The organism is Pelagerythrobacter marensis (genome assembly GCF_001028625.1).
In the GTDB taxonomy this organism is placed as follows: domain Bacteria; phylum Pseudomonadota; class Alphaproteobacteria; order Sphingomonadales; family Sphingomonadaceae; genus Pelagerythrobacter; species Pelagerythrobacter marensis.
Window position 1 is genome coordinate 1,126,814 of the sequence record NZ_CP011805.1, and the last position, 21,889, is coordinate 1,148,702.

Sequence of the window (21,889 nt, forward strand, 5' to 3'; positions counted from 1 at the left end):
TTATTCGCTCCCCTATTTAGGGGCGGGTTCGATTGGCTCAACGGTGGACGGGTCAAAGCTTTCCTGCGCGACCGACAAGGCCGCTTTCTGCGCAGCCAGCACTGGGCGCGGGATCGCGATCAGTCGCGGCGTCTGGGTATAGAGCACCGCCGCATCGATCGTACGCCCCGGATAAATCCGTTCCAGCGCAGCGGCGTAAGCGCCCATCTGGCGCAGGGTAGAGCGTGGCACCTGCTCCAGCGATTGCGGCGGACGGCGAGCAGTCTTGAAATCGACCACCGTCACCCGCTCCGGTTCGACCAGCAGGCGATCAACCGTACCCGCAACGACTTGCCCGTCGACGATTGCCGCCAGAGGTACTTCGGCCAGCGCGCTCGGCCCGAACACATGCGAAAATGCGGGGTCGGCCATCACCCGGAGCGCCGCCGTCAGTATCTCGCCCCTGCTCTGTTTGGGCAGCCCCTGCCCGTGCCGTTCAAGCCAGTCGCGCCCCAGCGCCTCGCGTTTATCTTCCGCGACATCCGGCAACCGTTCCAGCAACTTGTGCGTCAGTGTCCCGCGCAACGCGGCTTCGCGCAGACGGTCGGGCGGCAATGGCGGTTCGGCACCGCTATCTTCGCCCGCAGCGGACGGTGCGAGAGGGCGCGGCGGGCGCGGTTCGGGTCCCACCGGAAGCGCCGCCCAGTCGGGAATTTCGCGTTTACTGGCAGGCACCTGCCCCGCATTTGCCGGGATCTTCGCGCCGGGTGAGCCGATTTCCCACCGCGCGCCCCACAGATCGTCCGCCAGACCATCGCCTTCGAACAGCGGCGCGAGGCGGGCATACCAACTGTCGGGATGTGGCTCGCCCTTCTCGCGCGGGCCGAGCGAGCCACCGATAAACAATGCCTCTTCCGCTCGTGTCATCGCGACGTAGAGCAGGCGCCAGTGCTCGCGCATTTCCTCGGCCAGAGCGGCTTCGTGCGCGGCCGCGACAGGCCCCAGCCGCTGATCTTTCGACAGCGCCGGCATCGGTACGGTTCGCGAGGCGGCTTCGCCCGGCACGGGTTCGTCCAGCGTCAAGGCGCCGCCGCCGGGCGGGGTGCCAGTGGCATCGGCCAGGATGACGATGGGCGCCTGCAGTCCTTTCGATCCGTGCGCCGTCATAACGCGGACGAGGTCCCCGCCCTCACCCGCTTCACGCTTCAGCTCGCCATCGCCAGCGTCGAACCAGCGAATGAACCCCTGAAGGCTGGCCGGATGCGCTGCAGCGTAGGCATGCGCAGCGTTGAGAAGTTCGTCGATCGGATCGTTCGCCTCCCGCCCCAGCCGCGCGACAAGCTTGCGCCGGCCCTGCCATGGCCCCACAAGTATCCAGCGCAGGAGCGATTGCGGCAATTCGTAGTCCGCACGGGCCAACAGGGCGCCCAGCGCTTCCCGCGTTCGCACGACCAGCGGATCGCCGGAAGATCGCAGATGCGCCCACAACCGCATGCCGCGCGGACGATGGGCGTGGGCCAGAAGATCCTCCTGGCTCCACCCACCGAGCGGCGAAACGAGCAGATTGGCGAGGTTGAGATCGTCGAGCGGCTGGGCGGCGAAGCGCAAGGCCGCCATCAGGTCCTTGACGCCCAGTGGCGCTCCCAGGCGGAGGCGATCCACCCCCGCCACCGGCACGCCGGCCGCATGAAGCCGCGCCACGATCAGCCCCGCCAGCTCCTTCCGCTTGCGGACAAGGACCATGATGTCGCCCGGCCCGGCATTGCGCGGGGGATCGCTTTTGGCGAGGGTGAAGCCATTGTCCAGCCATGCCCTGACCTGACGCGCGATACGGTCCGCCATCTGGCGGTCATGACGCGCAAGCCAGCCTTCCTCGCCCTCTTCGTCCTCACGCTCCATTACGCCCGATACCGGCTGCCAGAGCGTCACCAGCCCGGCGTCGAAGCGGCTCACGTGCGGATCGGCCGGAGTCGTCAGGCCAAGTTCGGGATGGCCGATCGCGTCGATCGCGCGATCGACGAAGTCGAGCACGGGCTTGCCGGTGCGGAACGATTCATCCAGCCCGTATTCCCGCAACTCGCGGATCGGCATATCAGCGCGCGATTCGCTTGCGCCCTGTGCCGCCGCGTCCATCGCCGCCTTCACCCGAGCACGAGCGGCCTCGAAATTCTCGGGGCTGGTGCCCTGAAACCGGAAAATCGCCTGCTTGTAGTCGCCGACCGTGAAGATCGTGCGCAGCTTGTCATCGTGCGCCCCCTCGCCCGCGAAGAAATCGTCGATCAGCGCAAAGACAATCGCCCATTGTGCGGCATTGGTATCCTGCGCCTCGTCGATCAGGACGTGATCGAACCGCCGGTCCAGCTTGTAGCGGATCCAGGCCGCCATGTCGGAACGCCCAAGCAGATTGGCGGCGCGGCGAATCTGATCGTCGAAATCGACCAGCCCCTCGCGCGCCTTCGCCTCTTCCCACAAGAGAGCGAACTTGCGCCCCAGCTCCAGTTGCGGCGCAATCGCTTCGGCCAGATCGACGAGACCGATAAACTCACGAACCCGGGCAATGGATTCGCCCGCCCGCGCGCTTGCCTCGGCGAATGCAGCATCGGTCGATTTCGGCAGGCGCGGATTGCCGTTCTTGAAGAACAGCGCATCTGCCAGCCGATCGATTTCGGCGGCACGATCCGCGGCCGGCGCGGCCAGCCACTCGCCGATCGCCTCGACCGCAGCTGCGCCCTGTTTTCCCTTCCATTCGCGGTAATGCGCCAGGCAATCGCGGAGCGCAGCGACATCGAAAGCGTCGTCGGCGCACAGCACCGTCGCATCGGCTGGCGACGCATCGGCAGCGAGCCCGAGCAAGCGGTTCACCCGCGGCCGCATAGGAGGCTGCCACGCACCGGGGCCGGTCCAAAGATCGTTCGCCCCCGCGCAGCGCATCAACCAGCCGCGCACCCCGTCCACGCCCTTGTCGCAACTGAGCCGGGCGATCGCGTCGAGCGTAGCGGCATCGGCGTCGCGCTCCGCCGCGACCAGCATATCGGCCAGCACCTCGCGCGATAGCAGCTCGCGTTTGCGATCTTCCATCGGGCGTGATCCGGGCGCGATCTCCGCTTCTTCGGGGAAGGTTGCCAGCAACCACTGGGCGAAGGCGTGAATCGTGTCGATCCGCAGTCCGCCGCCGGGCGTGTCGAGCACGCTGGCGAACAGCGTGCGGGCCCGCGCCTGGGTGTCGGGATCGAACGGTGCACCGATGTCCTTAAGTTCACCGGCCAGCGAAGCGGCATCCATCCGTACCCAACGCGCGAGAACATCGTTCACCCGCACCGCCATTTCGGCCGCCCCGGCCTTGGTGAACGTAAGGCACAGGATCTGCGACGGGTCGGTATCGGGTTGCAGCAGCAGACGCAGCACGCGGGCGGACAGCACCTGCGTCTTGCCCGTTCCCGCCGATGCGGAAAGCCAGACACATTCGCGAGGATCGACCGCGTCGCGCTGGCTACCATGGAGGGGGTAGACCTTGCCGCTCATACCCCGTCACCTGCCGGATCGTCGTCGACCCGCGCCTGCCATTCGTCCAGCCGCATCAACTGGTCGTAATCGGCATAGCCGGGATAGTCGGGATTCTTGCGCGCCGTGAATGGGGCGTCGCCGCGGATGTAGTCGCCTATCGCCTCACGCAGTTTCGCTCCTGTCAGGGGCAGGAACCGCTCCGGCTCGATCCCCTTCGTCTTGCGGCCGACCAGCAACGGGGTTTCCACATACCCGAACTCGCCATCGCGATTCTTGGCCAGAGACCAGTATTCGAATGCAGATGGCTCGCCTTCGAGCTCCGCAATACCACCCGCGCGCGCCATCATGCCGATCAGGCCGAGCTGGAGCGCAAAGCCCTGTTCCACCATCTTCCAGCCGGGGGGCTTGCCGGTCTTGTAGTCGACGATCGCCAGCGTCCCATCGGAAAGCCGGTCGATCCGATCGGCGCGGCCGTGAATGCGCACACCGTCAACCGTCATCTCGCCCTTCCGCTCGATGGCGACCACGGTCCGCTCCGTTCCTTCGCCGACTTCGCGCTCGACCCATTCGAGCGCGGCCATCAGGCGCGGTCGCCAGAGCCCCCGCATCAGCGGGTGCATGTTCATCTCTTCCAGCACGTCTTCGGCCACTGGCGCGAGCGGGGCGGCAGGATCGCTTGATCGCGCCTGGTGCCACCGTTCGAGGATCGCGTGCGCGGCGGTGCCCTGCCATGCTGCGGAGGGTTCCGCATCCAGCTGGTCGAGGCTGCGCAGACCGAGAATTTCGCGGGCGTAGAACTGGTAGGGATCACCCAGCAGGCGATCGAGCGCAGTCACCGCAATGTCGACCCCGCGCTGCGCAGCGTCGGGCCGCGGCGCGGGGCGCGGATAAACCGGAGGATCATCCGGCGCATCGTCGAGCGTGCGGGCAAGCTGCACGGCATCCGTTTCCCGGTGACTTTCCAGCAGCCGGTCGCCCAGCAGCGCCTTGACCCGCAAGAGGAAGCGCGAGGGGATTGCAGGCCCGCCTTCGTCGCGAGCGGCCCGGCTAAGCACGACCTCGGGCGCGCCCAGCGCGCCGGCAAGGTCGTGCGCCGAAAGCCCGATGCGAAAATCGGCCCCCGGAACGCCGAGCGCGCGCATCACGGGGGGCGCAAGCAGGGGATCGGGTGCCGAGCGCGGCGGCCAGGCGCCTTCATTGAGACCGCCGCAGATCACCAGATCGGCCCGTGCCATGCGCGATTCGAGCAGCCCGTAGATCGAAACGCGCGGGTGCCCGCCGTAAGGTGGGCGTACCGCGATCAGATCCATCGCCTCGCGCAGTACGGTCGGCAAGTCACCAGCCACGAGGGCCAGGCCGGCATCATCCCCGTGCAGCCGCAGATCATCGACGAACGCGGACAGAGCGCGGCCATCTTCGCGAGCCCATATCTGCTGGCCGCACAGGGCCTCCGCCGCCTGGGCGAGAGCATCGACATGTGCGCCCAGGCTGCATTCCCCCTCCCTGAATTCCAGCAGCGGGCCTAGGATCGCCTCGACCGACTGCCACCATTCGGCGATGCCGCTTGCACGACGAGCGAGGCCGCCGGCACGCTGGCGGATCGGGGCCAGACCAGAGGCCGGCCGCGGCCCGCGCAACTCCAGCTCCAGAATGCGGGCATATTCCAGCCACTCGGCCCGCCCGAACGGTTCGCCCGCCAAAGGATGTTCCAGCAAGGCGAACAGCGCAACGGGCGAAGCATCGTCGGCCAGCGTTTCCGCCAGAAGCAGCAGAAGCCGCCCGGCGGCAGTCTGCGAAAGCGGGCGCCCGGCAGAATCGTCAGCCTCGATATTCCAGCGGCGCAAGTGCGAAGCCACGCGGGCGGCCAGCCCCCTGTCGGGCGTCACCACCGCAACACGCTTTCCGGCTTCCGCCAGCGTCCGGCGCACGAGTAGGGAAATTGCCTGCGCTTCCTCCTCCGGATTGGCGCTTTCCATGATCCGCACCCCGGCAAGACGGCGTTTCTCCGGCGGCAGATCGACCCAGCCCGTGCTGGCCTGTGGCGGCAGGAACAGGCTCGAAATCGCGTGGCTCCGCTCAGGTTCTGCCGCGCCAATGCCGCGCCGATGCCAGGGCCGGACTTCATCGCGGGCCACGCCCATGCGGTTCAGCAACAGCTTGAGATGATACTGCGGATGGGTGACCGCATCGTCGCGGGCAAAGGCGCCGGCTGAAGGATCGGGCGCATTCCCCGCACGGCCCAGTTCATCCCACACGGCGTCGTGCAGCGTCAGGTCCAGATCCGGCAGGATCACTGCGCCGCCCGGCAGCTCCGATATGACCCGCAGCATTCGCGCCAGTTCGGGCGCGGCGCTGGTCACCCCGGCAGCAACGATCGGGGTCGGCGGCGGCGCATGACGCCACTGGCGCGCGGCGCGGGCGAACAGCATGTTTCGCCGCGTTGCAGCGTCGACCATGCCCAGCGCCTTCAGTTCCGCCAGCCACATGGTCTGCACTGTATAGAACAGCTTGGTGTTCTCGCTCCAGTGCGAGGCGACCTCGGCCAGGGCCTGCATCACAGGCTCTGTCCACAAGTCGTCTGGGGCGACACCTTCCACCAGCAGGCGGTCCATCGTCTGGCCGATCTCGCGCGCCAGCCTCAGCCGGCCGTCCGCAGATGGGCGCGGTGCGCGACCGAGCGCCGCCATCGCCCGACCGACCAGTTCTGCGAGGGTCAGCCAGCGCTGCGTCGGCTCCACCGCTGGGGGAATATCGACTGCGCCCAGCGGGTCCAGCAAGGCGCCCAAAGCCTCGTCAAGATCGAGGTCGCCCACCGCGGCCATGCGCGGCATCAGCATGCCGCCCTGCTCCGCCGCGCCGAAATGCCGCACGAACGCCTCCGTTACAGTGCGAACCGCCCGCGCGCTGGGAAGCAACAGGGTCAACCGGGCGAGGCCAAGATCGTCCTGAGCATATCGCGGCACCAGCCCCGCGACCAGCGCGTCGGCAAAACCGCGGTGCGCGGCGATGGAATAGACGTTGGGTCCGTTCCGCTCAGCCACCCTGCAACGCTTCTTCGGTCGGTCCGATCGCCTGCGGGGTGCCCACTTCGTACCAGCAGCCAGTGAAGCTGGCACCGAACAGCCGCCCTTCCGCCATCGCGCGTTCCCACAATTCCATCGTGCCGAACCGCCCTTCCGGCGAATCGCGCAGCAGGCGGTGAGAAACCAGCTGAATGCCAGTGTAGATGAACGGGGCAACGCGCCCCGCAAGCCGCCGCTTCAGCAGCCCATGCGGGCTCATGTGGAAATCGCCCAGTCCGCGAAAGTTGCTCGCCCGCGCATGGGGGACGACCAGCAGGAGCGCGTCCATCTCGTCCGGGTTCCATCGTTCCGACAGATCGGTAAAAGCGTCTCGCGGCCCGTCGAGCCAGATATTGTCCGAATTCAGGCAGAAAAACGGATCGGGCAGATGGGGCAGAGCCTTCTTCATCCCGCCCCCGGTTTCGAGCAGTTCCTGCCGCTCGTCAGAAATCGTCACGGCTGGCCGGGCGCGTTCCTTGAGGTGCGCTTCCAGCGTGTCGGCGTAGTAGTGGACATTGACTACGGCCCGCTCGACCCCGGCATCTGCCAGCCGGTCCAAAGCGTGATCGATCAGCGCCTTGCCGGCCACCCGCACCATCGGCTTGGGCTGACTGGCAGTGAGCGGCCGCATACGCTTGCCCAGCCCGGCCGCCATGACCATCGCGGTATCGGACGCCAGCCGGCTCACATCAGTTCTCCACCGAAAGTATCGCGGATATTGCGGGGCACATTGGTATCGAACCACCGCGCGACAGGGGCCAGTGCCGGATCGGCGAGATCGCGCTCCATCGCTTCCCACACGCGCGGAATCATCGCCAGATACCGGGCCTTGCCGTCGCGCTTCCACAGGCGCGTGAATATCCCCACGATCTTCGCGTTGCGCTGCGCCCCCAACCGGGAATAGTCGGCGGCGAACTCCGCACCGGGTCGGGTTGCATCCACGTACCGTTCCAGCATGATCCGTTCCAGATCGGGCGACACGTCGCGTCGCGCGTCCTGCAGCAGCGAGACCAGATCGTAAGCCGGATGGCCGACCAGTGCGTCCTGAAAATCGATCAGGCCCTGCGCACCACTGCCATCGGGCGCCGGGCCCAGCAGCATGATGTTTTCTGCATGGTAATCGCGCAGCACCGTCACCCCCGGCTGCTGCCTCTCAAGCAACGGAGCGAGCGCCTCTTCCCACGCGGCCAGATAGCCTTTGCTATCGACGGTCAGTCCCATTGCCGGGCAATACCATTCGGTGAACAGTGCGGTTTCCCGCAGATACGTCGCCATGTCGTAAGGCGCGAACGGCCCCGATGGCGCGCGGTGCAATTCCACCAGAGCATCGATCGCGGCGGCATAGGCATTCGTTTCGCCATCCGGATGGGCATCCAGCCAGTCGCGCATCCGGTCCGCCCCGAAATCTTCGAGCAGCACCCAGCCAGTGTCGACATCCTCTGCCAGAATCTCAGGCGCGCGCTGCCCGTGGGCGGCGAGCCACCGGGCCACATCGAGAAATGGGCGCGGGTCCTCGTGCGGCGGCGGGGCGTGCATCAACATGGCCTGCCTTGTTCCATCGGATATGCGAAAATACCGGCGGAACGAGGCATCGCCTTCGAGCGGCTTGATCGCCGCGCCATGCCAACCGGCAGTGTCGAGAAATGGAATCAGGCCATCGGGCAGGTCGTTCATGTCATGCGCCCTAGCCAATCGGCACCCGCCGCGACAATCGCCTTGCGGCCACTATCCGCGATTTCGAGCGTGATCGACAGGCACCCCGGCTCGTGCGCGAAACCGCCGGCGTTTTCCGGCCATTCGGCGATCAGTGCCGCCCCGCTGCGATAGTCGTCCAGCCCGATTTCCTCCGCCTCCCCGGGATGTTCGAGTCGGTAGAAATCGGCATGGACCAGCGGGGGATCGGTGTTGTCGTACGTTTCGACGATAGTGAAAGTCGGCGATGGCACTTCGCCATCGTGGCCCAGCGCCGAAATGATCGCGCGTGCGAGCGTCGTCTTGCCCGCGCCCAGCCCGCCCGAAAGCGCCACGACATCGCCAGGCCGCAAGGCAAGTGCGATCCGGCGACCCAACGCCTCCATCGCCATGAGGTCGGGCAGTTCAAGCGTCTTCATCGAACCGACGGCAGCCTGATCGTCGCGGTCGTGCCCGTCCCCTTGCGCGAAACGATTTCGAGCGTTCCGCCCTGCCCTTCGACAAGTTCGCGCGCCAACGGGATACCCAGGCCCTGCCGCCGTTCCAGACCGTTGCCGTCCTGCGTCTTGCGCAGGCCGTCGAGGGCGTGGACCAACTCGCTGGCGCTCATCCCGCGGCCATTGTCGGAGATGACTACTCTCGCGCCTTCGGGCTCGCGCGTCAGGTTGACGAGGATCCGCCCGCCCTTCCCCGTTGCCGCAATCGCGTTGTCGAGCAGGTGGCCGATCGCCCGGCCCAACTGGCGAGGGTCGGCATCGATCTTGCCGACAGTGCTGCCTTCGAGGTCGAGGCTCAGCCCGGCGGACAATATTGCCTGTTCCCGCTCACGCACGACGGTGGTGACGAGCGGCATCAGCGCAATCCGTTCCTTCGCCACCGGCAACAGGCCCGCCTCGCTCTGCGATAGATCGAGCACGTCCTCAACCTGATCGGTCAGGCGCGCGACGGAATCGAGAATCGCCTGAACGTAGTCCTTCGCCTGTTCCGACAGCTCGCCCGCCGCTCCGCTGTCCAGCAGCTCGGCAAATCCGCCGATGGTCGTCAACGGCGTGCGGAATTCGTAGCTCATGTTGGCTAGGAAGCGCGTCTTGACCTGGTCGGCTTCTTCCAGCGCCATATTCCGTTCGCGCAGAGCCTCCTCCGCCTTCACAGAATCGGTGATATCCAGCACAGTCAAAAGGCCGTTCCCATCGGGCAATGGGACCCCGGCAAATTCCAGCGTCCGCCCATCACCCAGTTGAATGCGGCCCGCCTTCTCCTTCCGGTCCAGGGTCGCGGCGCGGATCACTTCGCCGACCATCTTCGCTTGCGTCGCGTTGGCGAGATTGGGCGCCAGAGCCTCCGTCAGCGTGTCGGCCGCGGGATGCTGATCCATCAGCTCGGGATCGAGGCCCCAGGTCCCCGCGAAGCTGCGGTTCCACAATTGCAAATGCCCGTCCGGCGCGAAGACCGCGAGCGCTTCGAACAGGCTGTCGAACGTTGCGGTACGCGTGCGCAGCAAAGTATCGCGCGTGGCCGACAGCGCGAGTTGTTCGGTCCGGTCTTCCGCGACCATGACCAGCCCGCCATCGGGCATTGGGTTGGCGACCACCCGCAGATGGGTCTTGTCGGCAAGCGGCCAGGCTTCTTCGCGCGCGGTGCTGGCGCTGAACCATTCGGCGTGCTCCAGCCGCCAGGCCGGGAAATCGCGCACGACCGGCGTTTTCCCGGCGTCGCGCGCGTCGCTGAGAAAGCGCTCGAAATCGAGCCCCGCCGCGACCGAGCCCGGGGAAATGCCGAATATCCGGCGGAACGGCTGATTGGCGAAAGTCAGGCGGCGATGATCGTCGAACTGGGCGACGCCCACCGAAAGCTGATCGAGGATCGAACGCTGCGCCTCGCGAAACGCGCGGAATTCGCGGGCGAGCTCCTCCATGTCTTCGATATCGATGGCGTATCCGGCGATCCCTTCGCGCCCAAGCGGCAAGTCGCTGACGCGCAGCGAACGCCGTTCCCCCGCAACGGTCGCGGTTACGATCCGTTCGATCGGCGCATCCTGCTCCGCCGACTGGCGAGCGACCTGCGCGGCAGAAAGCCCGTCGACCGTCTCGATCAGTTCCAGCTGCCGCTCGACCGCATCCGGGGCGCTCGACGCCCCGACCGCTTCGACATAGGCGGCATTGACGAGCCGCAGCCGGGCGTCGGCACCGCGGAACCACATCGGCATCGGCGCCGCATCGATCAGGCCGACCAGTGCGGCGAAATCACCCTGCGCACGCGCCGCTTCCTCACGCAGTCGCGCCAGCTCGCTTTCGCTCTCGCTGAAATCGAAGACCCAGATCAGGGCGGCGCCGCCGGGCGAAACCTGCGGGTCGGCCAATGCCCCCCGCAAGGCGAGGCTGCGCCGCGAACCGGGCGGCGTCAGAGCCATGCGGAACGGGGCCGCGGTCTTCTGCGCACGGCGTACATGTTCGGTAAGTTCGACCAGTTGCGACCGCGATAGCCCGCCGCCATCGCTGCCCGACAGCTCGCTCAGATAGGCCGGGAGGCGGTCAAGGCCGAGCCATCCGGCCAGCCGTTCCGACGCCTCGATACGCATATCGGCACGGACCAGCAGCGGGATTGCCGGTGCCTCGTCGATCATGCGGGCCATGCGCCGCGCAGCCTTGCGACTGGCTTCCGCGCCCCTGGCCTTCCCCGCCGCGGCGATCATCAGCCAGGCGGCACCGGCAGTCCAGGCTGCCAGTAGCAGTCCGATCAGCGCCAGTGCGGTGGGGGGAATCTCCATGCCGGTCAGCTATGCGGCAAGTGCGCGTGATGCAACGGCAATCCTGTCACCCGCGCAGTGAAGCCCCCTGTCGGACAACACCTGACGGGTCGGCGTGGCTCCGGGCCTCGCCCCCGCACATCGGGAGCAAGGCCCGGAAACCGGCGCTTAGTAGCGGTAGTGATCGGGCTTGAACGGGCCCTGCTGCGGCACACCGATATAATCGGCCTGCTTCTGGCTCAGCTGCGTCAAAGTGACGCCGAGCTTTTCGAGATGAAGAGCCGCGACTTTCTCGTCCAGATGCTTGGGCAGGACGTAAACGTCGTTCTTATAATCGTCCGCCTTGGTGAACAGCTCGATCTGAGCCAGCGTCTGGTTGGTGAAGCTGGAACTCATCACGAAGCTGGGGTGGCCCGTGGCGCAGCCCAGGTTGACGAGCCGGCCCTTGGCGAGGACCAGGATCGACTTGTCATCCGGGAAAGTCACCAGGTCGGTGCCCGGCTTGATCTCTTTCCACGTGTAATTGTCGAGCGCGGAAATCTGGATCTCGCTGTCGAAGTGGCCGATGTTGCACACGATCGCCATGTGCTTCATCGCCTTCATGTGTTCGGCCGTGATCACGTCCTCGTTGCCGGTCGCGGTCACGAAGATGTCGCAGCGCTTGACCGCTTCTTCCATCGTTACGACCTCGAAACCGTCCATCGCGGCCTGGAGAGCGCAGATCGGATCGATTTCGGTCACCATCACCCGCGCGCCGCCGTCGCGCAGCGACGCGGCCGAGCCCTTGCCCACGTCACCATAGCCCGCGACGCAGGCGACCTTGCCCGCCAGCATGACATCGGTCGCGCGGCGGATCGCGTCGACCAGCGATTCCTTGCAGCCATAGAGGTTGTCGAACTTGGACTTGGTCACGCTGTCGTTCACGTTGATCGCAGGGAACGGCAGCTTGCCCTGCTTTGCGATCTGGTACAGCCGCATGACGCCGGTGGTCGTTTCTTCCGAAACGCCCTTGATCGCCTTGACCGATTTCGTGAGATAGCCCGGCTTGGCCTTGACGAAGGCCTTGAGCGCGCGCTGCATCTCGATTTCTTCCGCGTTCTGCGGCGCGGGCATTTCCTCGCCCGCTTCGATCCGTGCGCCCCAAAGTGCAAACATCGTCGCGTCGCCGCCATCGTCGAGGATCATGTTTGCGGTGCGATCCGCATCGTCATCGCTCGACCAGTCGAAAATCTTGCCGACATAGTCCCAGTAATCGGCCAGGCTTTCGCCCTTCACCGCAAACACCGGCACGCCGTTGGCCGCCATCGCGGCAGCGGCATGGTCCTGCGTCGAATAGATATTGCAGGTCGCCCAGCGCACGTCAGCGCCCAGGGCGGTGAGGGTTTCGATCAGAACCGCGGTCTGGATCGTCATGTGCAGCGAGCCGGTGATGCGCGCGCCCTTCAGCGGCTGTGCCTCGCCATATTCCTCGCGCAGGGCCATCAGGCCCGGCATTTCGGTTTCGGCGATCGCGATTTCGTCGCGTCCGTACTCGGCGAGGCTGATGTCCTTGACGATGTAATCCTGCTTGGCGTCGGCCACGAAATTCTCCTGAAATCTGCTGACAATCTGCACGCGCTGCGCGCTCGTTTTCCTGGTGGGGGATGTAGCGACGGGTATGCTGCGAAGCAAATATAAAGCGATCTTTATATCCTTTGCCGTTGCCGCGCGCATCGCAAGCTCTATATCGACACGCGAACGGATGGGACTACGAAAGGATATTGCGAGATGACGATTTCGGTAGGCGACACGATTCCCGATGTGAAACTGGTGAAGGCGACCGACAACGGTCCCGAGCAGGTTCAGGCGAGCGAATATTTCAAGGGCAGGAAAGTCGCGCTGTTCTCAGTCCCCGGTGCCTTCACTCCGACGTGTTCGGCGCGCCACCTCCCCGGCTATGTCGAGAAGGCGGCTGACCTGAAGGCCAAGGGCGTGGACGAGATCGCCTGCACGGCGGTCAACGACGCATTCGTGATGGGCGCGTGGAACAAGGACGCGGGCTCGGACGAGATCACCATGCTGGCTGACGGAAACGGCGAATTCGCCCAGGCAACCGGGCTGACGATGGACGGCAGCGGCTTCGGCCTGGGCCAGCGTGGCCAGCGCTATTCGATGATCGTCGAAGATGGCGTGGTGAAGGAACTCAATGTCGAGCAGCCGGGCGATTTCTCGGTCTCCAGCGCGGAGCATATGCTCGGCCAGCTCTAAAGGTCTCTCGGCGGCCCGTGCGTTCGACGCCGGGCCGCCTTGATCGCGCCCCGGCGGCGCAATTTTGATACTGTGTCGAGGTTCTTCGGTGGGCTGTCCTGCCGGAGCTAAGACGGGAAGCCGGTGCGCCCTTGCGGGCAAATCCGGCGCTGCCCCCGCAACTGTGAGCGGAGAGCGGCGGTCCATCGCGATGTGAAGTTCATCGCAGTCACTGGGGTGCCCCGGGAAGACGGACCGATCGCAACGACCCGCGAGCCAGGAGACCTGCCTCCCGACACCATATCGTCCACCGGCGGGGTGCCCGGTCTGGTCGCAAGCAAGGCGCGCAGTCAACACTGCGCCGCCGGTGCGCGAGCCCGATCGATCATCTCGTCCACAGCGGGATAGATGACCATGACGCTTCGCACGCCCAAACCCGGCTCCACGCCGCCGGTATCCGACGATACCGGTCCGACCGGCCACAGGTACCGCCCCGTTCAACTGATCGACATGGTGTTTCCGGGGGATACCAACCATCATGGCACCCTGTTCGGGGGAGTGGCGCTGGCGCATATGGACAAGGTGGCGTTTCTCGCCGCCTCTCGCCACGGCCGTGCGCCGTTCGTAACCGCATCGTCGGAGAAGATCGACTTCGCTGCCCCCGCCCGTGAAGGCGACATGGTCGAAGTGACGGGGCGCATCGTTCGGGTCGGCTCCAGCTCGCTCGATGTCGAGGTCGAGCTGGTCGCCGAAACGCCGGTAACGGGCGAGCGGCGCATGTGTACCCGTGGTCGCTTCGCCATGGTGGCGCGCAAGGGGCCCGACACGCGGCTGCCCCTGCCGCCAATGCCGTCTGGCACCGATGGGCAGGACGATCACTGCGACCGGGCGCTGAGACTGGCCGAAATGGTCTTTCCCGGCCAGACCAACCATTACGGCACGCTCTATGGCGGCGACGCCCTGCGAATGATGGGCAAGGCCGCATTCATCGCTGCGACCCGGCATGTGCGCGAAGTGCTGGTGATGGCGTCTTCCGACCGGATCGATTTCGTCGCCCCGATCGGCGAAGGGGATATGATCGAACTGGTGGCAGAGGTGAAGATGACGGGGCGCAGCTCCGTCCGGGTCGCGGTCGAACTATGGTCGGAAGCCTTGCTGACGGGCGAACGGCGGCACGCAGCGACCGCCCTCTTCACGCTCGTCAGCGTGGGCCCGGATGGTCGGCCCCTGCCTCTCAATACCCCATCAGCTTGAGCACTTCCTCACGGCTCCGCGGATCGTCGAGGAACGTGCCCATCATGCGGCTGGTGGTCATGGTTACGCCGGGGGTGCGAACCCCGCGCGCCGTCATGCAGCTGTGGCTGGCCTCTATCACCACTGCCACGCCCTGCGGCTGGAGGTGTTCCCAGATGCAGTCGGCCACCTCCGCAGTCAGCCGTTCCTGTACCTGCAAACGACGAGCGAAGCCGTGGAGGACGCGAGCCAGCTTGGAGATACCGACAACGCGGTCGGTCGGCAGATAGGCAATCGCTGCCTTGCCGATGATCGGCGCCATGTGATGTTCGCAGTGGCTCTGGAACGGAATATCCTTGAGCAGGACGATTTCGTTGTACCCGCCGACTTCCTCGAACACGCGGCTCAAATGGATCGCCGGATCTTCGCCATAACCGAGGCAGTATTCCTTCCACGCGCGGGCGACACGGCTGGGGGTGTCGAGCAGCCCCTCCCGCGCCGGATCGTCGCCGGCCCAGCGGATCAGAGTGCGGATCGCTTCCTGCACATCGTCGGGTACGGGGAGCTTGCCCCGGGATACGTCTTCGTCGGGCCCGACCAGGCTGCTCATACTCCGATCCTCTTTCGCGTCTTTTTCACACCACGGGCGGCGCTTTCCAGAAGGCTTCCCTTGCGGAAAAGTCCGCCATTGGCAAACGGCTCGAGAATCTCCTCCGGGTTTTCAGGGTCGAGCACACCGGAATCGGCCAGCGCCTCCTCCACCCCGCTCAGGTCGGGGATGTCGTACGGCCTGAGCGAGCGGCCCTCGCCCTGCCCGTGGCGCGCAATCAGCCGATGCATGGAGGCATCGTCTTCCAGCAGCCGGCCCACCTCGTCCTGCGCAAGGCCGCAATGTTCGGCCAGCAGCGAATGGCGGATTGCCGCCATCCCGGCGCTGGCATGGCCGTTGCCCGGTCGGTCGCAATCGAGAAACACGTCGCATTCCGAATCGAGGCCCATCGAACGGTTGTTGAAGTTGGCCGAGCCGATGCGCAGAATGCGGTCGTCTATGATCGTCAGCTTGGCATGAACGTAGATCGGCGTTTCCCCGGTGTGGGGAACGTAGATTCGGAACCGGTCCTTGTGGTCCAGTTCCCCGAGGCACTCGATCAGGCGAACGCGGGCATAATCCATCGCCTGCTGTTCCAGCCAGCCTTCGGCCGTGCACGGCTGAACCATCACGATTTCGGGCGGATCGTCCTCTTTCAGCCGCTCCCCGATCGCCTCTGCAATCCTGCGGGACGTGAAATACTGGTTTTCGCTATAGATAAACCGTTTCGCCTGCGCGATCTGCGCCAGCAGAAGATCCTCGATCTCGCAGATCTTCGGCAAGCCGTCGTAGGGCGCGCGGGTGCGGGCGATACCGATTTCGACGTTCTCGAACTGCACGGCCAGATCGTCCGGCCACAGGCTTTCTTCCGGGATCGGCACCTGGTGCAGATCTTCCCCTCCGGCGCGTTCCCACCGCTCGCGGCTGAGAATGCCCAGAACCCGCGCAGCTTCCCCTTCGAACATCATCGTCGCATCGTGCCAGGGGCCGTATCGCCTGCCATGCGGGCGGCGGCGGCGGCGGTCGTGTTCGTGATGGTCGCGGGTGTCCCAGCGATCCTGTGTCATGTCGATCCCACCGCAAACCGCCAGCTTGTCGTCAAGCACGGCGATCTTCTGGTGATGCGAACATCCGACCGGATGATGGGTATCGAACTTGAAAGTGATCCCCTCGTGCGATGCCATCCGCGCCAGATCGACCAGCATGTATCCGCGCATGATGAACTGAAACAGGCCCAGGCTCCATTTGAGCACGCGTATTTCCAGGCCCTGACGATGGCGCGCCAGCCACATCAGGAAACTGCCCAGACGGCGAGGATACTTCCGTCGCAGGATGCGGTGAAACCATCTGCGTCCCAGCGCCAGATGGATGCGGGTGTCGAAATCCCAACCGACCAGGAATATGCGGTGCCGCGCCTTCAGCATCGCCTGCTGCATCAGCGCGAAATAGTCGGCCGCATCGACGATCACGCTCGCCCGTTCGACACGGGCATAGCGCCAGACGCCCGGTTCCTCGGGCTCGTCGTCGAACTCGGGCTCCGACGCCCCGGCGTCGCCTGCGTTCACGCCGCGTCCGCGCCGCTATTTCTTGGCGTCTTCCATTTTCTCCGGAGTGACTTCGGCATCCGCCTTCTCCTCACGCTTGCGACGTTCGAACACCGATTCCATGTGTTCTTCGTCTTCGCTGGTAAGGTGATCTTCGAAGTCGGGGAAGTGGTCTTCCTCTTCCTCGTCGATATGATGGCGATAGCGGTGATCGAGGGTCTTGAACTTGGTCAGCCAGGCGCCCGATGCCATATCGGTCGCCGCCAGATCGTTCAGCATCTCGTCGATTTCGTGATGTTCGACTACCGAGTGCCGGGTTTCGTCGGTCGTGTCCGGTTTGCGCAGCATGGTCGAATAGAGCGCCTGCTCCTCGGCCGCGGCGTGGCTTTTCAACTCTCGGGTCAATTCGGTAAACAGCCGTTCGCGCTCGTCGCTCTCCCCTTCTGTTTCCAGCAGGCGGTCGAGCAGTTCGCGATGTTTGTCGTGATCCTGCTTGAGTCGCGCGAAAATCGCTTCGGCGGCCATTGGTTGGTTCCCTCGTGCTGTCTCGATGTCCAGGTTGAATGGCCGAGACCACGCATTGTTCCGCGGCAATGCGGGATGACTATCGCCGCAAGGGGCCCCATATTCACCCGATGAACAGCATAGCCCCTCCGCCCGATGCCGCAGAGATGGAACGCATGGCACATGCCGTTGTCGCCGGGCTTCCCGAGGCGTTTCGCGAGCCTTTGCGTGCGGTTGTCGTGCGGGTGGAGGAATTCGCCACGCGCGAGCAGCTCGATTCGGTCGATATTCGCAGCAAATGGGATCTGACCGGCCTTTACGAAGGGCGCCCGCTCGATGAACAGTCGATCTGGGACCCGGGCGATCTGCCACCGGTCATCAGCCTGTTCCGCCAGCCGCTGGTTCGCGAATGGCGGGAAACCGGGGTCGATTTCGGCGATCTGGTGCGCCACGTCGTGATCCACGAAGCGGGCCATCACTTCGGATTTTCCGATGAAGAGATGCATGTGCTGGAAGACAGCGTCGGGGATACGGCGGCCATGGAAGAGAGCGAGGAACGCCCGCTGCTTTAGCTGCCCTGAGCCAGCTGATTGCGTATGTGGTCGAGCACGGGGCCATAGATCGGATTTTCGAATTCCACCCCCACCGTTTGCGCTTCGGACCAGCGGACCGTCGCCAGAATGGGGCCGATGGAGCCGATTCTGATGGTGATCTGCGCCCCTTTCGCCAGTGTTCCGAACTTATCGAAGAACCGGCACCCGTGTTCGGAAATGTCGATCACGCGGACATCCTTGGGCACGCCGGTTCCTGCACGATAGCGCCCCGGAACCGTGACACCGTGGCGTTCTTCGCGCCGAATTTCCCCATCCTTGTCGGACATTCCCGATATTTGCGCCGCGTTCGCGCCGGAAGCAACAGAATTTGCGTGGAAATCTGTCTAATCAAGATATGTAGAACTCTTTATATCATACTTGACAGCGCGCCCGTTCCCAGCTTTGTAGCGCGGGTCGAGGTTCCTCGTGCGCGGCGGTGCGAATTGCTGCGTCACGGGGCTAAGACGGGAAGCCGGTGACATTCCGTGCGAATGAAGTCCGGCGCTGCCCCCGCAACTGTGAGCGGCGAGCGGCATCCCGACAACGCCACTGGCTTGCATCTTGCCAAGCTGGGAAGGCCGGGCTGCCGTCACGACCCGCGAGCCAGGAGACCTGCCTGCGACGCGATAACGTTCCTCGGACGGGGGTTCCTCCGGCGGACGCGCGATACGGGCACGTCCATCGTGGGCGCGCCTTTCCTGTTCGCGCGTACCCGGCCAGCCTCCGCCCAGTTCAAGGGTGCCCGGCCAATGCCTGACGCGATCATCCCAACCATCATGTGCCAACGCGGCCGAATGCGCACGCGCGCCGGGTCTTCCTGACGCGGCGCGCCGCCCCAACCGCAAAATTCGATTCACTCAAAAGCACCAGCAACGGCCGGGCGAAGGCGCGCGGCTGAAGGAGATCACTCATGTCTGTAACCACCGCCAATCTCGGCTTTCCCCGCATCGGCCCACGCCGCGAACTGAAAAAAGCGCTGGAAGCGTTCTGGGCCGGGCAGATCGAAGAAGACGCTCTGCGCGAAACCGCGCGGTCCCTGCGCGCGGCCAATTGGGAACGGCAAAGCGCGGCCGGCATCGCCGTAATCCCGAGCAACGATTTCTCGCTCTACGATCAGGTGCTCGACACCAGCGTGATGCTCGGCGCCATACCGGAAGTTTACCGCGCCCTGGGCGCTCCAAATTCGCTGGACGTCTATTTCGCGATGGCGCGCGGAACGCGTTCGGAAAACGGCAGCGCGGATACCGACGGCTGCTGCCATGCGAACGACGGAGCCGATGCTCCGGCGCAGGAAATGACCAAGTGGTTCGACACCAATTACCATTACATGGTGCCCGAAGTCGGGCCGGGTCAGACATTCTCGCTTTGCGCGGACAAGCCGCTGGGGGAATTCGAAGAAGCGCTTGCCCTGGGCCATCGGACACGACCGGTCGTGCTGGGGCCGATTACCTGGCTTCTGCTGGCAAAATCGCACACACCGGGTTTCGCGCCGCTCTCGCTCCTGCCCGCCATACTGCCGGTCTATCGCGAACTGCTCGGCAAGCTGCGCGCTGCCGGTGCGGGGTGGGTACAGATCGACGAGCCCGCACTGGTGCTGGACCTGGACGATACCACGCGCGAGGCGTTTCGGGTTGTTTACGGCGATCTCGCCGGTGCCGCAGGCCCGCAGATCATGCTCGCCACGTATTTTGGCGGGCTTGAGGACAACTTCGACCTGGCCCTGTCGCTTCCTGTCGCTGGCCTGCACCTCGATCTGGTGCGTGCGCCCGATCAGCTGGAACGCGCCCTTGTTCAGGCGCGGGACGACCTGGTGCTTTCGCTGGGCATCGTTGACGGGCGCAATGTGTGGAAGGCCGATCTTGGCACTTTGCTCGACCGACTGGCTCCAGCGGTGAAGGCGCGGCGCGAAATCCAGATCGCACCATCGTGTTCGCTGCTTCATTCGCCAATCGATCTCGCGCTTGAAACGGACCTCGATCCGCAGCTCGTGGACTGGCTCGCCTTCGGGGTGCAGAAGCTGGAGGAACTGGCGCTGCTTGGCCTGGGGCTGGAACGGGGCCGCTACGTCATTGCGGACGAACTGTCGGCCAATGCCGATGCCATCACATCCCGGCGCGGATCGCCGCTGACTAACGACCGCGCGGTGCGGGCTCGGGCCGCCGGGATCACGGCGGAATCGGCACGCCGCGATGGGCATTTCGCGCAGAGGAGCGAGCGTCAGCGCGAGCGGCTGGGCCTGCCGCCCTTCCCGACGACGACCATCGGGTCGTTTCCGCAGACCGATGCCGTGCGCAAGGCGCGCGCCGATCATCGCAAGGGAACGCTCGATGATGCTGGCTATGACGCCTTTCTGCGCGAAGAAACGGAACGGGCGATCCGCTGGCAGGAGGAAATCGGCCTCGACGTCCTCGTCCATGGGGAGTTCGAGCGGAACGACATGGTCCAGTATTTCGGCGAGCGCCTGTCCGGCTTCGCATTCACCCGCGCGGCCTGGGTGCAAAGCTACGGATCGCGCTGCGTACGTCCGCCGATCCTCTATGGCGACGTTTCGCGCCCTCGCCCGATGACGGTCGACTGGTGGCGCCATGCCCAGGGCCTGACCGAGCGCCCGGTGAAAGGGATGCTGACCGGTCCGGTGACGATCCTGCAGTGGTCGTTCGTCCGCGACGATCAGCCGCGGGCCGACACCTGCCGCCAGATCGCGCTGGCGATCCGCGATGAAGTCAACGACCTCGAAGCCGCCGGCGCGCGGATCATCCAGATTGACGAGGCCGCCTTGCGCGAAGGGTTGCCGCTGCGCCGTGCAGGCTGGGGCGAATATCTGGACTGGGCGGTCGAGAGCTTCCGCCTGACAGCGTCCGGCGTCGCGCCCGAAACGCAGATCCACACGCACATGTGCTATTCGGAATTCAACGACATTATCGCTGCGATCGGGGCGATGGATGCCGATGTCATTTCCATCGAAACCGCACGATCGAAAATGGAACTGCTCGATGCGTTCGCCACGTACCGGTATCCGGCGGAAATCGGGCCGGGCGTCTACGACATCCATTCCCCCCGCATCCCCCCGGAAGAGGAAATGGCCGATCTGCTGCGCAAAGCCTCCGCCGCGATCGATCCGGGGCAGTTGTGGGTCAATCCCGATTGCGGCCTGAAAACCCGTAAGTGGGACGATGTGCGCCCGGCGCTGGTCAACATGGTCGCAGCCGCGCGTGCCATTCGCGCGGAACCGTTCTGATCGGGCAGGAGAACGCGGTCGGGGTGGGTGGCCAGGCGCCCCGCCCCGGCTGCCTTCGCCCCGGTTCGCCCGGCAAGGCAGGCGAGCTATCTGACGCCCGTCACCAGGTGCCGCATCATGCGCCTGGCCGCCAGCCACATGGCGTTGCGCCCCCCTTCCCCGATCATGTCGTGGACGAAGTCGTCGAACTGGGCGCGTTCTCCACGCGCGGCGGCGGTGGCAAGGTCCACCAGAAGCATTTCGTCGTAACTGAAGGCGGGCTGGCACGGCGGGTTCAGGACGATCTTCTCCGGCCATGCCCGTCCCGCTTCGTCCATGAACACATGGAAGCTCTGAACCGCGCACAGCGTGCCGAGATGTCGGGCCAGCCCCCGATGCGAGTAGTCGTTCACTTTGCGCGCGAGATGCGTGTAGCGCATTGCACAGACCAGCCGCGCCTGCACCGGCGGCACAGTGCGCAGATCGGGCGTGCTGGTCAGGCGGGCAAGATCAAACGCCACGAAGCGCCTCCTTCTGCGAGTCACGGCGATCGAACGGGCATCCGGCTGCTGCCTTGGGAAAGCCGTCCGGCAGGGCAGCGCCTTCCTCTATCGCGAAGGCACGGCGCACGACCATCGCAGCCCAGCAAATCGCGCCGGGCAGCCCGTGCGGCACATCGAGGGTGGATGTCGCGGGCTGGAGCGCGGGAGCGATCGAAACCACCCCCAGCAGGGCCCGTTCATCGGCTGAGAGGCGCTGGCTGCAACAGCATTCCGCGTCCAGGGCGCGCTCAAGATGTGCCTCGACCAGTTCGAACAGGCTGGCACAGGCCGGCACTGTTTCGTCCGGTAGTTTCAGCGGCGCCACGATCTCGTGCATCCGGCTGAAGTCGGCCGCACCGGCACTGCGGCAAGCGGACCAGGCGCGGAACAGCCGCACCAGTATCCCTTGCGCGAACATCTCTCTTCCCGTTGCCATGTTTCCTCTCCCGGCAAATGCT

Annotated in this window: 17 protein-coding genes and 2 riboswitches; of the genes, 4 read left to right on the top strand and 13 right to left on the bottom strand. The window is 65.3% G+C overall.

Going from position 1 to position 21,889, the window contains the following annotated elements:
- Positions 1 to 12: 12 nt before the first annotated feature.
- The 7 genes from addA to ahcY form a co-directional block, all read right to left on the bottom strand.
- The gene (gene addA / locus AM2010_RS05440; protein ID WP_047806205.1) at positions 13 to 3,501 is read right to left on the bottom strand and encodes a double-strand break repair helicase AddA; all 3,489 of its coding nucleotides are present in this window, start codon (positions 3,499 to 3,501) and stop codon (positions 13 to 15) included.
- Positions 3,498 to 6,524, bottom strand: coding sequence for a double-strand break repair protein AddB (gene addB / locus AM2010_RS05445; RefSeq protein WP_047806206.1), 3,027 nt, complete (start codon positions 6,522 to 6,524; stop codon positions 3,498 to 3,500). The genes addA and addB overlap by 4 nt, the downstream gene beginning before the upstream one ends.
- Complete coding sequence (locus AM2010_RS05450) at positions 6,517 to 7,233, bottom strand: nucleotidyltransferase family protein (RefSeq protein ID WP_236699414.1); 717 nt, start codon at positions 7,231 to 7,233, stop codon at positions 6,517 to 6,519. The genes addB and AM2010_RS05450 overlap by 8 nt, the downstream gene beginning before the upstream one ends.
- Entirely contained in the window at positions 7,230 to 8,219 is a 990-nt protein-coding gene (locus AM2010_RS05455; protein ID WP_047806207.1) for an aminoglycoside phosphotransferase family protein, read from the bottom strand. The genes AM2010_RS05450 and AM2010_RS05455 overlap by 4 nt, the downstream gene beginning before the upstream one ends.
- Positions 8,216 to 8,656: a tRNA (adenosine(37)-N6)-threonylcarbamoyltransferase complex ATPase subunit type 1 TsaE gene (gene tsaE, locus AM2010_RS05460; RefSeq protein WP_047806208.1), complete on the bottom strand. Its 441-nt coding sequence runs from the start codon at positions 8,654 to 8,656 to the stop codon at positions 8,216 to 8,218. Before tsaE ends, AM2010_RS05455 begins: the two co-directional genes overlap by 4 nt.
- Positions 8,653 to 11,004, bottom strand: a complete 2,352-nt coding sequence (locus tag AM2010_RS05465) for a PAS domain-containing sensor histidine kinase (RefSeq protein ID WP_047806209.1) — start codon at positions 11,002 to 11,004, stop codon at positions 8,653 to 8,655. The genes tsaE and AM2010_RS05465 overlap by 4 nt, the downstream gene beginning before the upstream one ends.
- 147 nt (positions 11,005 to 11,151) lie before the next feature.
- Entirely contained in the window at positions 11,152 to 12,564 is a 1,413-nt protein-coding gene (ahcY, locus tag AM2010_RS05470) for an adenosylhomocysteinase (protein ID WP_236699415.1), read from the bottom strand.
- Between the two features lie 186 nt (positions 12,565 to 12,750).
- On the opposite strand from ahcY, the gene AM2010_RS05475 reads away from it, so the two are divergent.
- A complete protein-coding gene (locus tag AM2010_RS05475) occupies positions 12,751 to 13,230 on the top strand; it encodes a peroxiredoxin (protein WP_047806210.1) in 480 nt (159 codons plus the stop codon).
- Positions 13,231 to 13,293: 63 nt separating this feature from the next.
- Positions 13,294 to 13,516: riboswitch (cobalamin riboswitch) on the top strand.
- 101 nt (positions 13,517 to 13,617) lie between these two features.
- A complete protein-coding gene (locus AM2010_RS05480) occupies positions 13,618 to 14,463 on the top strand; it encodes an acyl-CoA thioesterase (RefSeq protein WP_236699416.1) in 846 nt (281 codons plus the stop codon).
- Here AM2010_RS05480 and folE read toward each other — a convergent pair.
- The 3 genes from folE to AM2010_RS05495 are packed head-to-tail and all read right to left on the bottom strand — an operon-like array spanning position 14,444 to position 17,100.
- Complete coding sequence (folE, locus tag AM2010_RS05485; RefSeq protein WP_047806211.1) at positions 14,444 to 15,052, bottom strand: GTP cyclohydrolase I FolE; 609 nt, start codon at positions 15,050 to 15,052, stop codon at positions 14,444 to 14,446. The two genes, AM2010_RS05480 and folE, sit on opposite strands and share 20 nt — an antisense overlap.
- The gene (locus tag AM2010_RS05490; RefSeq protein WP_047806212.1) at positions 15,049 to 16,596 is read right to left on the bottom strand and encodes a phospholipase D-like domain-containing protein; all 1,548 of its coding nucleotides are present in this window, start codon (positions 16,594 to 16,596) and stop codon (positions 15,049 to 15,051) included. The genes folE and AM2010_RS05490 overlap by 4 nt, the downstream gene beginning before the upstream one ends.
- Positions 16,597 to 16,611: 15 nt before the next feature.
- On the bottom strand, positions 16,612 to 17,100 hold the full coding sequence (locus AM2010_RS05495) for a hemerythrin domain-containing protein (protein WP_047806213.1): 489 nt from the start codon (positions 17,098 to 17,100) through the stop codon (positions 16,612 to 16,614).
- A 110-nt stretch (positions 17,101 to 17,210) separates the two neighbouring features.
- Here AM2010_RS05495 and AM2010_RS05500 point away from each other — a divergent pair, with 110 nt between their 5' ends.
- Positions 17,211 to 17,651, top strand: coding sequence for a metallopeptidase family protein (locus AM2010_RS05500; RefSeq protein WP_047807731.1), 441 nt, complete (start codon positions 17,211 to 17,213; stop codon positions 17,649 to 17,651).
- Here AM2010_RS05500 and AM2010_RS05505 read toward each other — a convergent pair.
- Complete coding sequence (locus AM2010_RS05505; protein ID WP_047806214.1) at positions 17,648 to 17,959, bottom strand: PilZ domain-containing protein; 312 nt, start codon at positions 17,957 to 17,959, stop codon at positions 17,648 to 17,650. The two genes, AM2010_RS05500 and AM2010_RS05505, sit on opposite strands and share 4 nt — an antisense overlap.
- Positions 17,960 to 18,072: 113 nt before the next feature.
- Positions 18,073 to 18,307: riboswitch (cobalamin riboswitch) on the top strand.
- Positions 18,308 to 18,582: 275 nt separating this feature from the next.
- On the opposite strand from AM2010_RS05505, the gene metE reads away from it, so the two are divergent.
- Positions 18,583 to 20,910, top strand: a complete 2,328-nt coding sequence (gene metE / locus AM2010_RS05510) for a 5-methyltetrahydropteroyltriglutamate--homocysteine S-methyltransferase (RefSeq protein WP_047806215.1) — start codon at positions 18,583 to 18,585, stop codon at positions 20,908 to 20,910.
- Positions 20,911 to 20,996: 86 nt separating this feature from the next.
- Here the strand turns inward: metE and AM2010_RS05515 are convergent, their stop codons facing one another.
- Both AM2010_RS05515 and AM2010_RS05520 read right to left on the bottom strand, forming a co-directional pair.
- Positions 20,997 to 21,410: a hypothetical protein gene (locus AM2010_RS05515; protein ID WP_047806216.1), complete on the bottom strand. Its 414-nt coding sequence runs from the start codon at positions 21,408 to 21,410 to the stop codon at positions 20,997 to 20,999.
- Positions 21,400 to 21,867, bottom strand: coding sequence for a hypothetical protein (locus AM2010_RS05520; protein WP_150115238.1), 468 nt, complete (start codon positions 21,865 to 21,867; stop codon positions 21,400 to 21,402). Before AM2010_RS05520 ends, AM2010_RS05515 begins: the two co-directional genes overlap by 11 nt.
- Positions 21,868 to 21,889: the final 22 nt, after the last annotated feature.

Coding starts and splice junctions, on each gene's coding strand:
- addA (WP_047806205.1), bottom strand. CDS start 3,501: ATGAGCGGCAAGGTCTACCCCCTCCATGGTAGCCAGCGCGACGCGGTC.
- AM2010_RS05455 (WP_047806207.1), bottom strand. CDS start 8,219: ATGAACGACCTGCCCGATGGCCTGATTCCATTTCTCGACACTGCCGGT.
- tsaE (WP_047806208.1), bottom strand. CDS start 8,656: ATGAAGACGCTTGAACTGCCCGACCTCATGGCGATGGAGGCGTTGGGT.
- AM2010_RS05465 (WP_047806209.1), bottom strand. CDS start 11,004: ATGGAGATTCCCCCCACCGCACTGGCGCTGATCGGACTGCTACTGGCA.
- AM2010_RS05475 (WP_047806210.1), top strand. CDS start 12,751: ATGACGATTTCGGTAGGCGACACGATTCCCGATGTGAAACTGGTGAAG.
- AM2010_RS05480 (WP_236699416.1), top strand. CDS start 13,618: ATGACCATGACGCTTCGCACGCCCAAACCCGGCTCCACGCCGCCGGTA.
- folE (WP_047806211.1), bottom strand. CDS start 15,052: ATGAGCAGCCTGGTCGGGCCCGACGAAGACGTATCCCGGGGCAAGCTC.
- AM2010_RS05495 (WP_047806213.1), bottom strand. CDS start 17,100: ATGGCCGCCGAAGCGATTTTCGCGCGACTCAAGCAGGATCACGACAAA.
- AM2010_RS05500 (WP_047807731.1), top strand. CDS start 17,211: ATGAACAGCATAGCCCCTCCGCCCGATGCCGCAGAGATGGAACGCATG.
- AM2010_RS05505 (WP_047806214.1), bottom strand. CDS start 17,959: ATGTCCGACAAGGATGGGGAAATTCGGCGCGAAGAACGCCACGGTGTC.
- metE (WP_047806215.1), top strand. CDS start 18,583: ATGTCTGTAACCACCGCCAATCTCGGCTTTCCCCGCATCGGCCCACGC.
- AM2010_RS05520 (WP_150115238.1), bottom strand. CDS start 21,867: ATGGCAACGGGAAGAGAGATGTTCGCGCAAGGGATACTGGTGCGGCTG.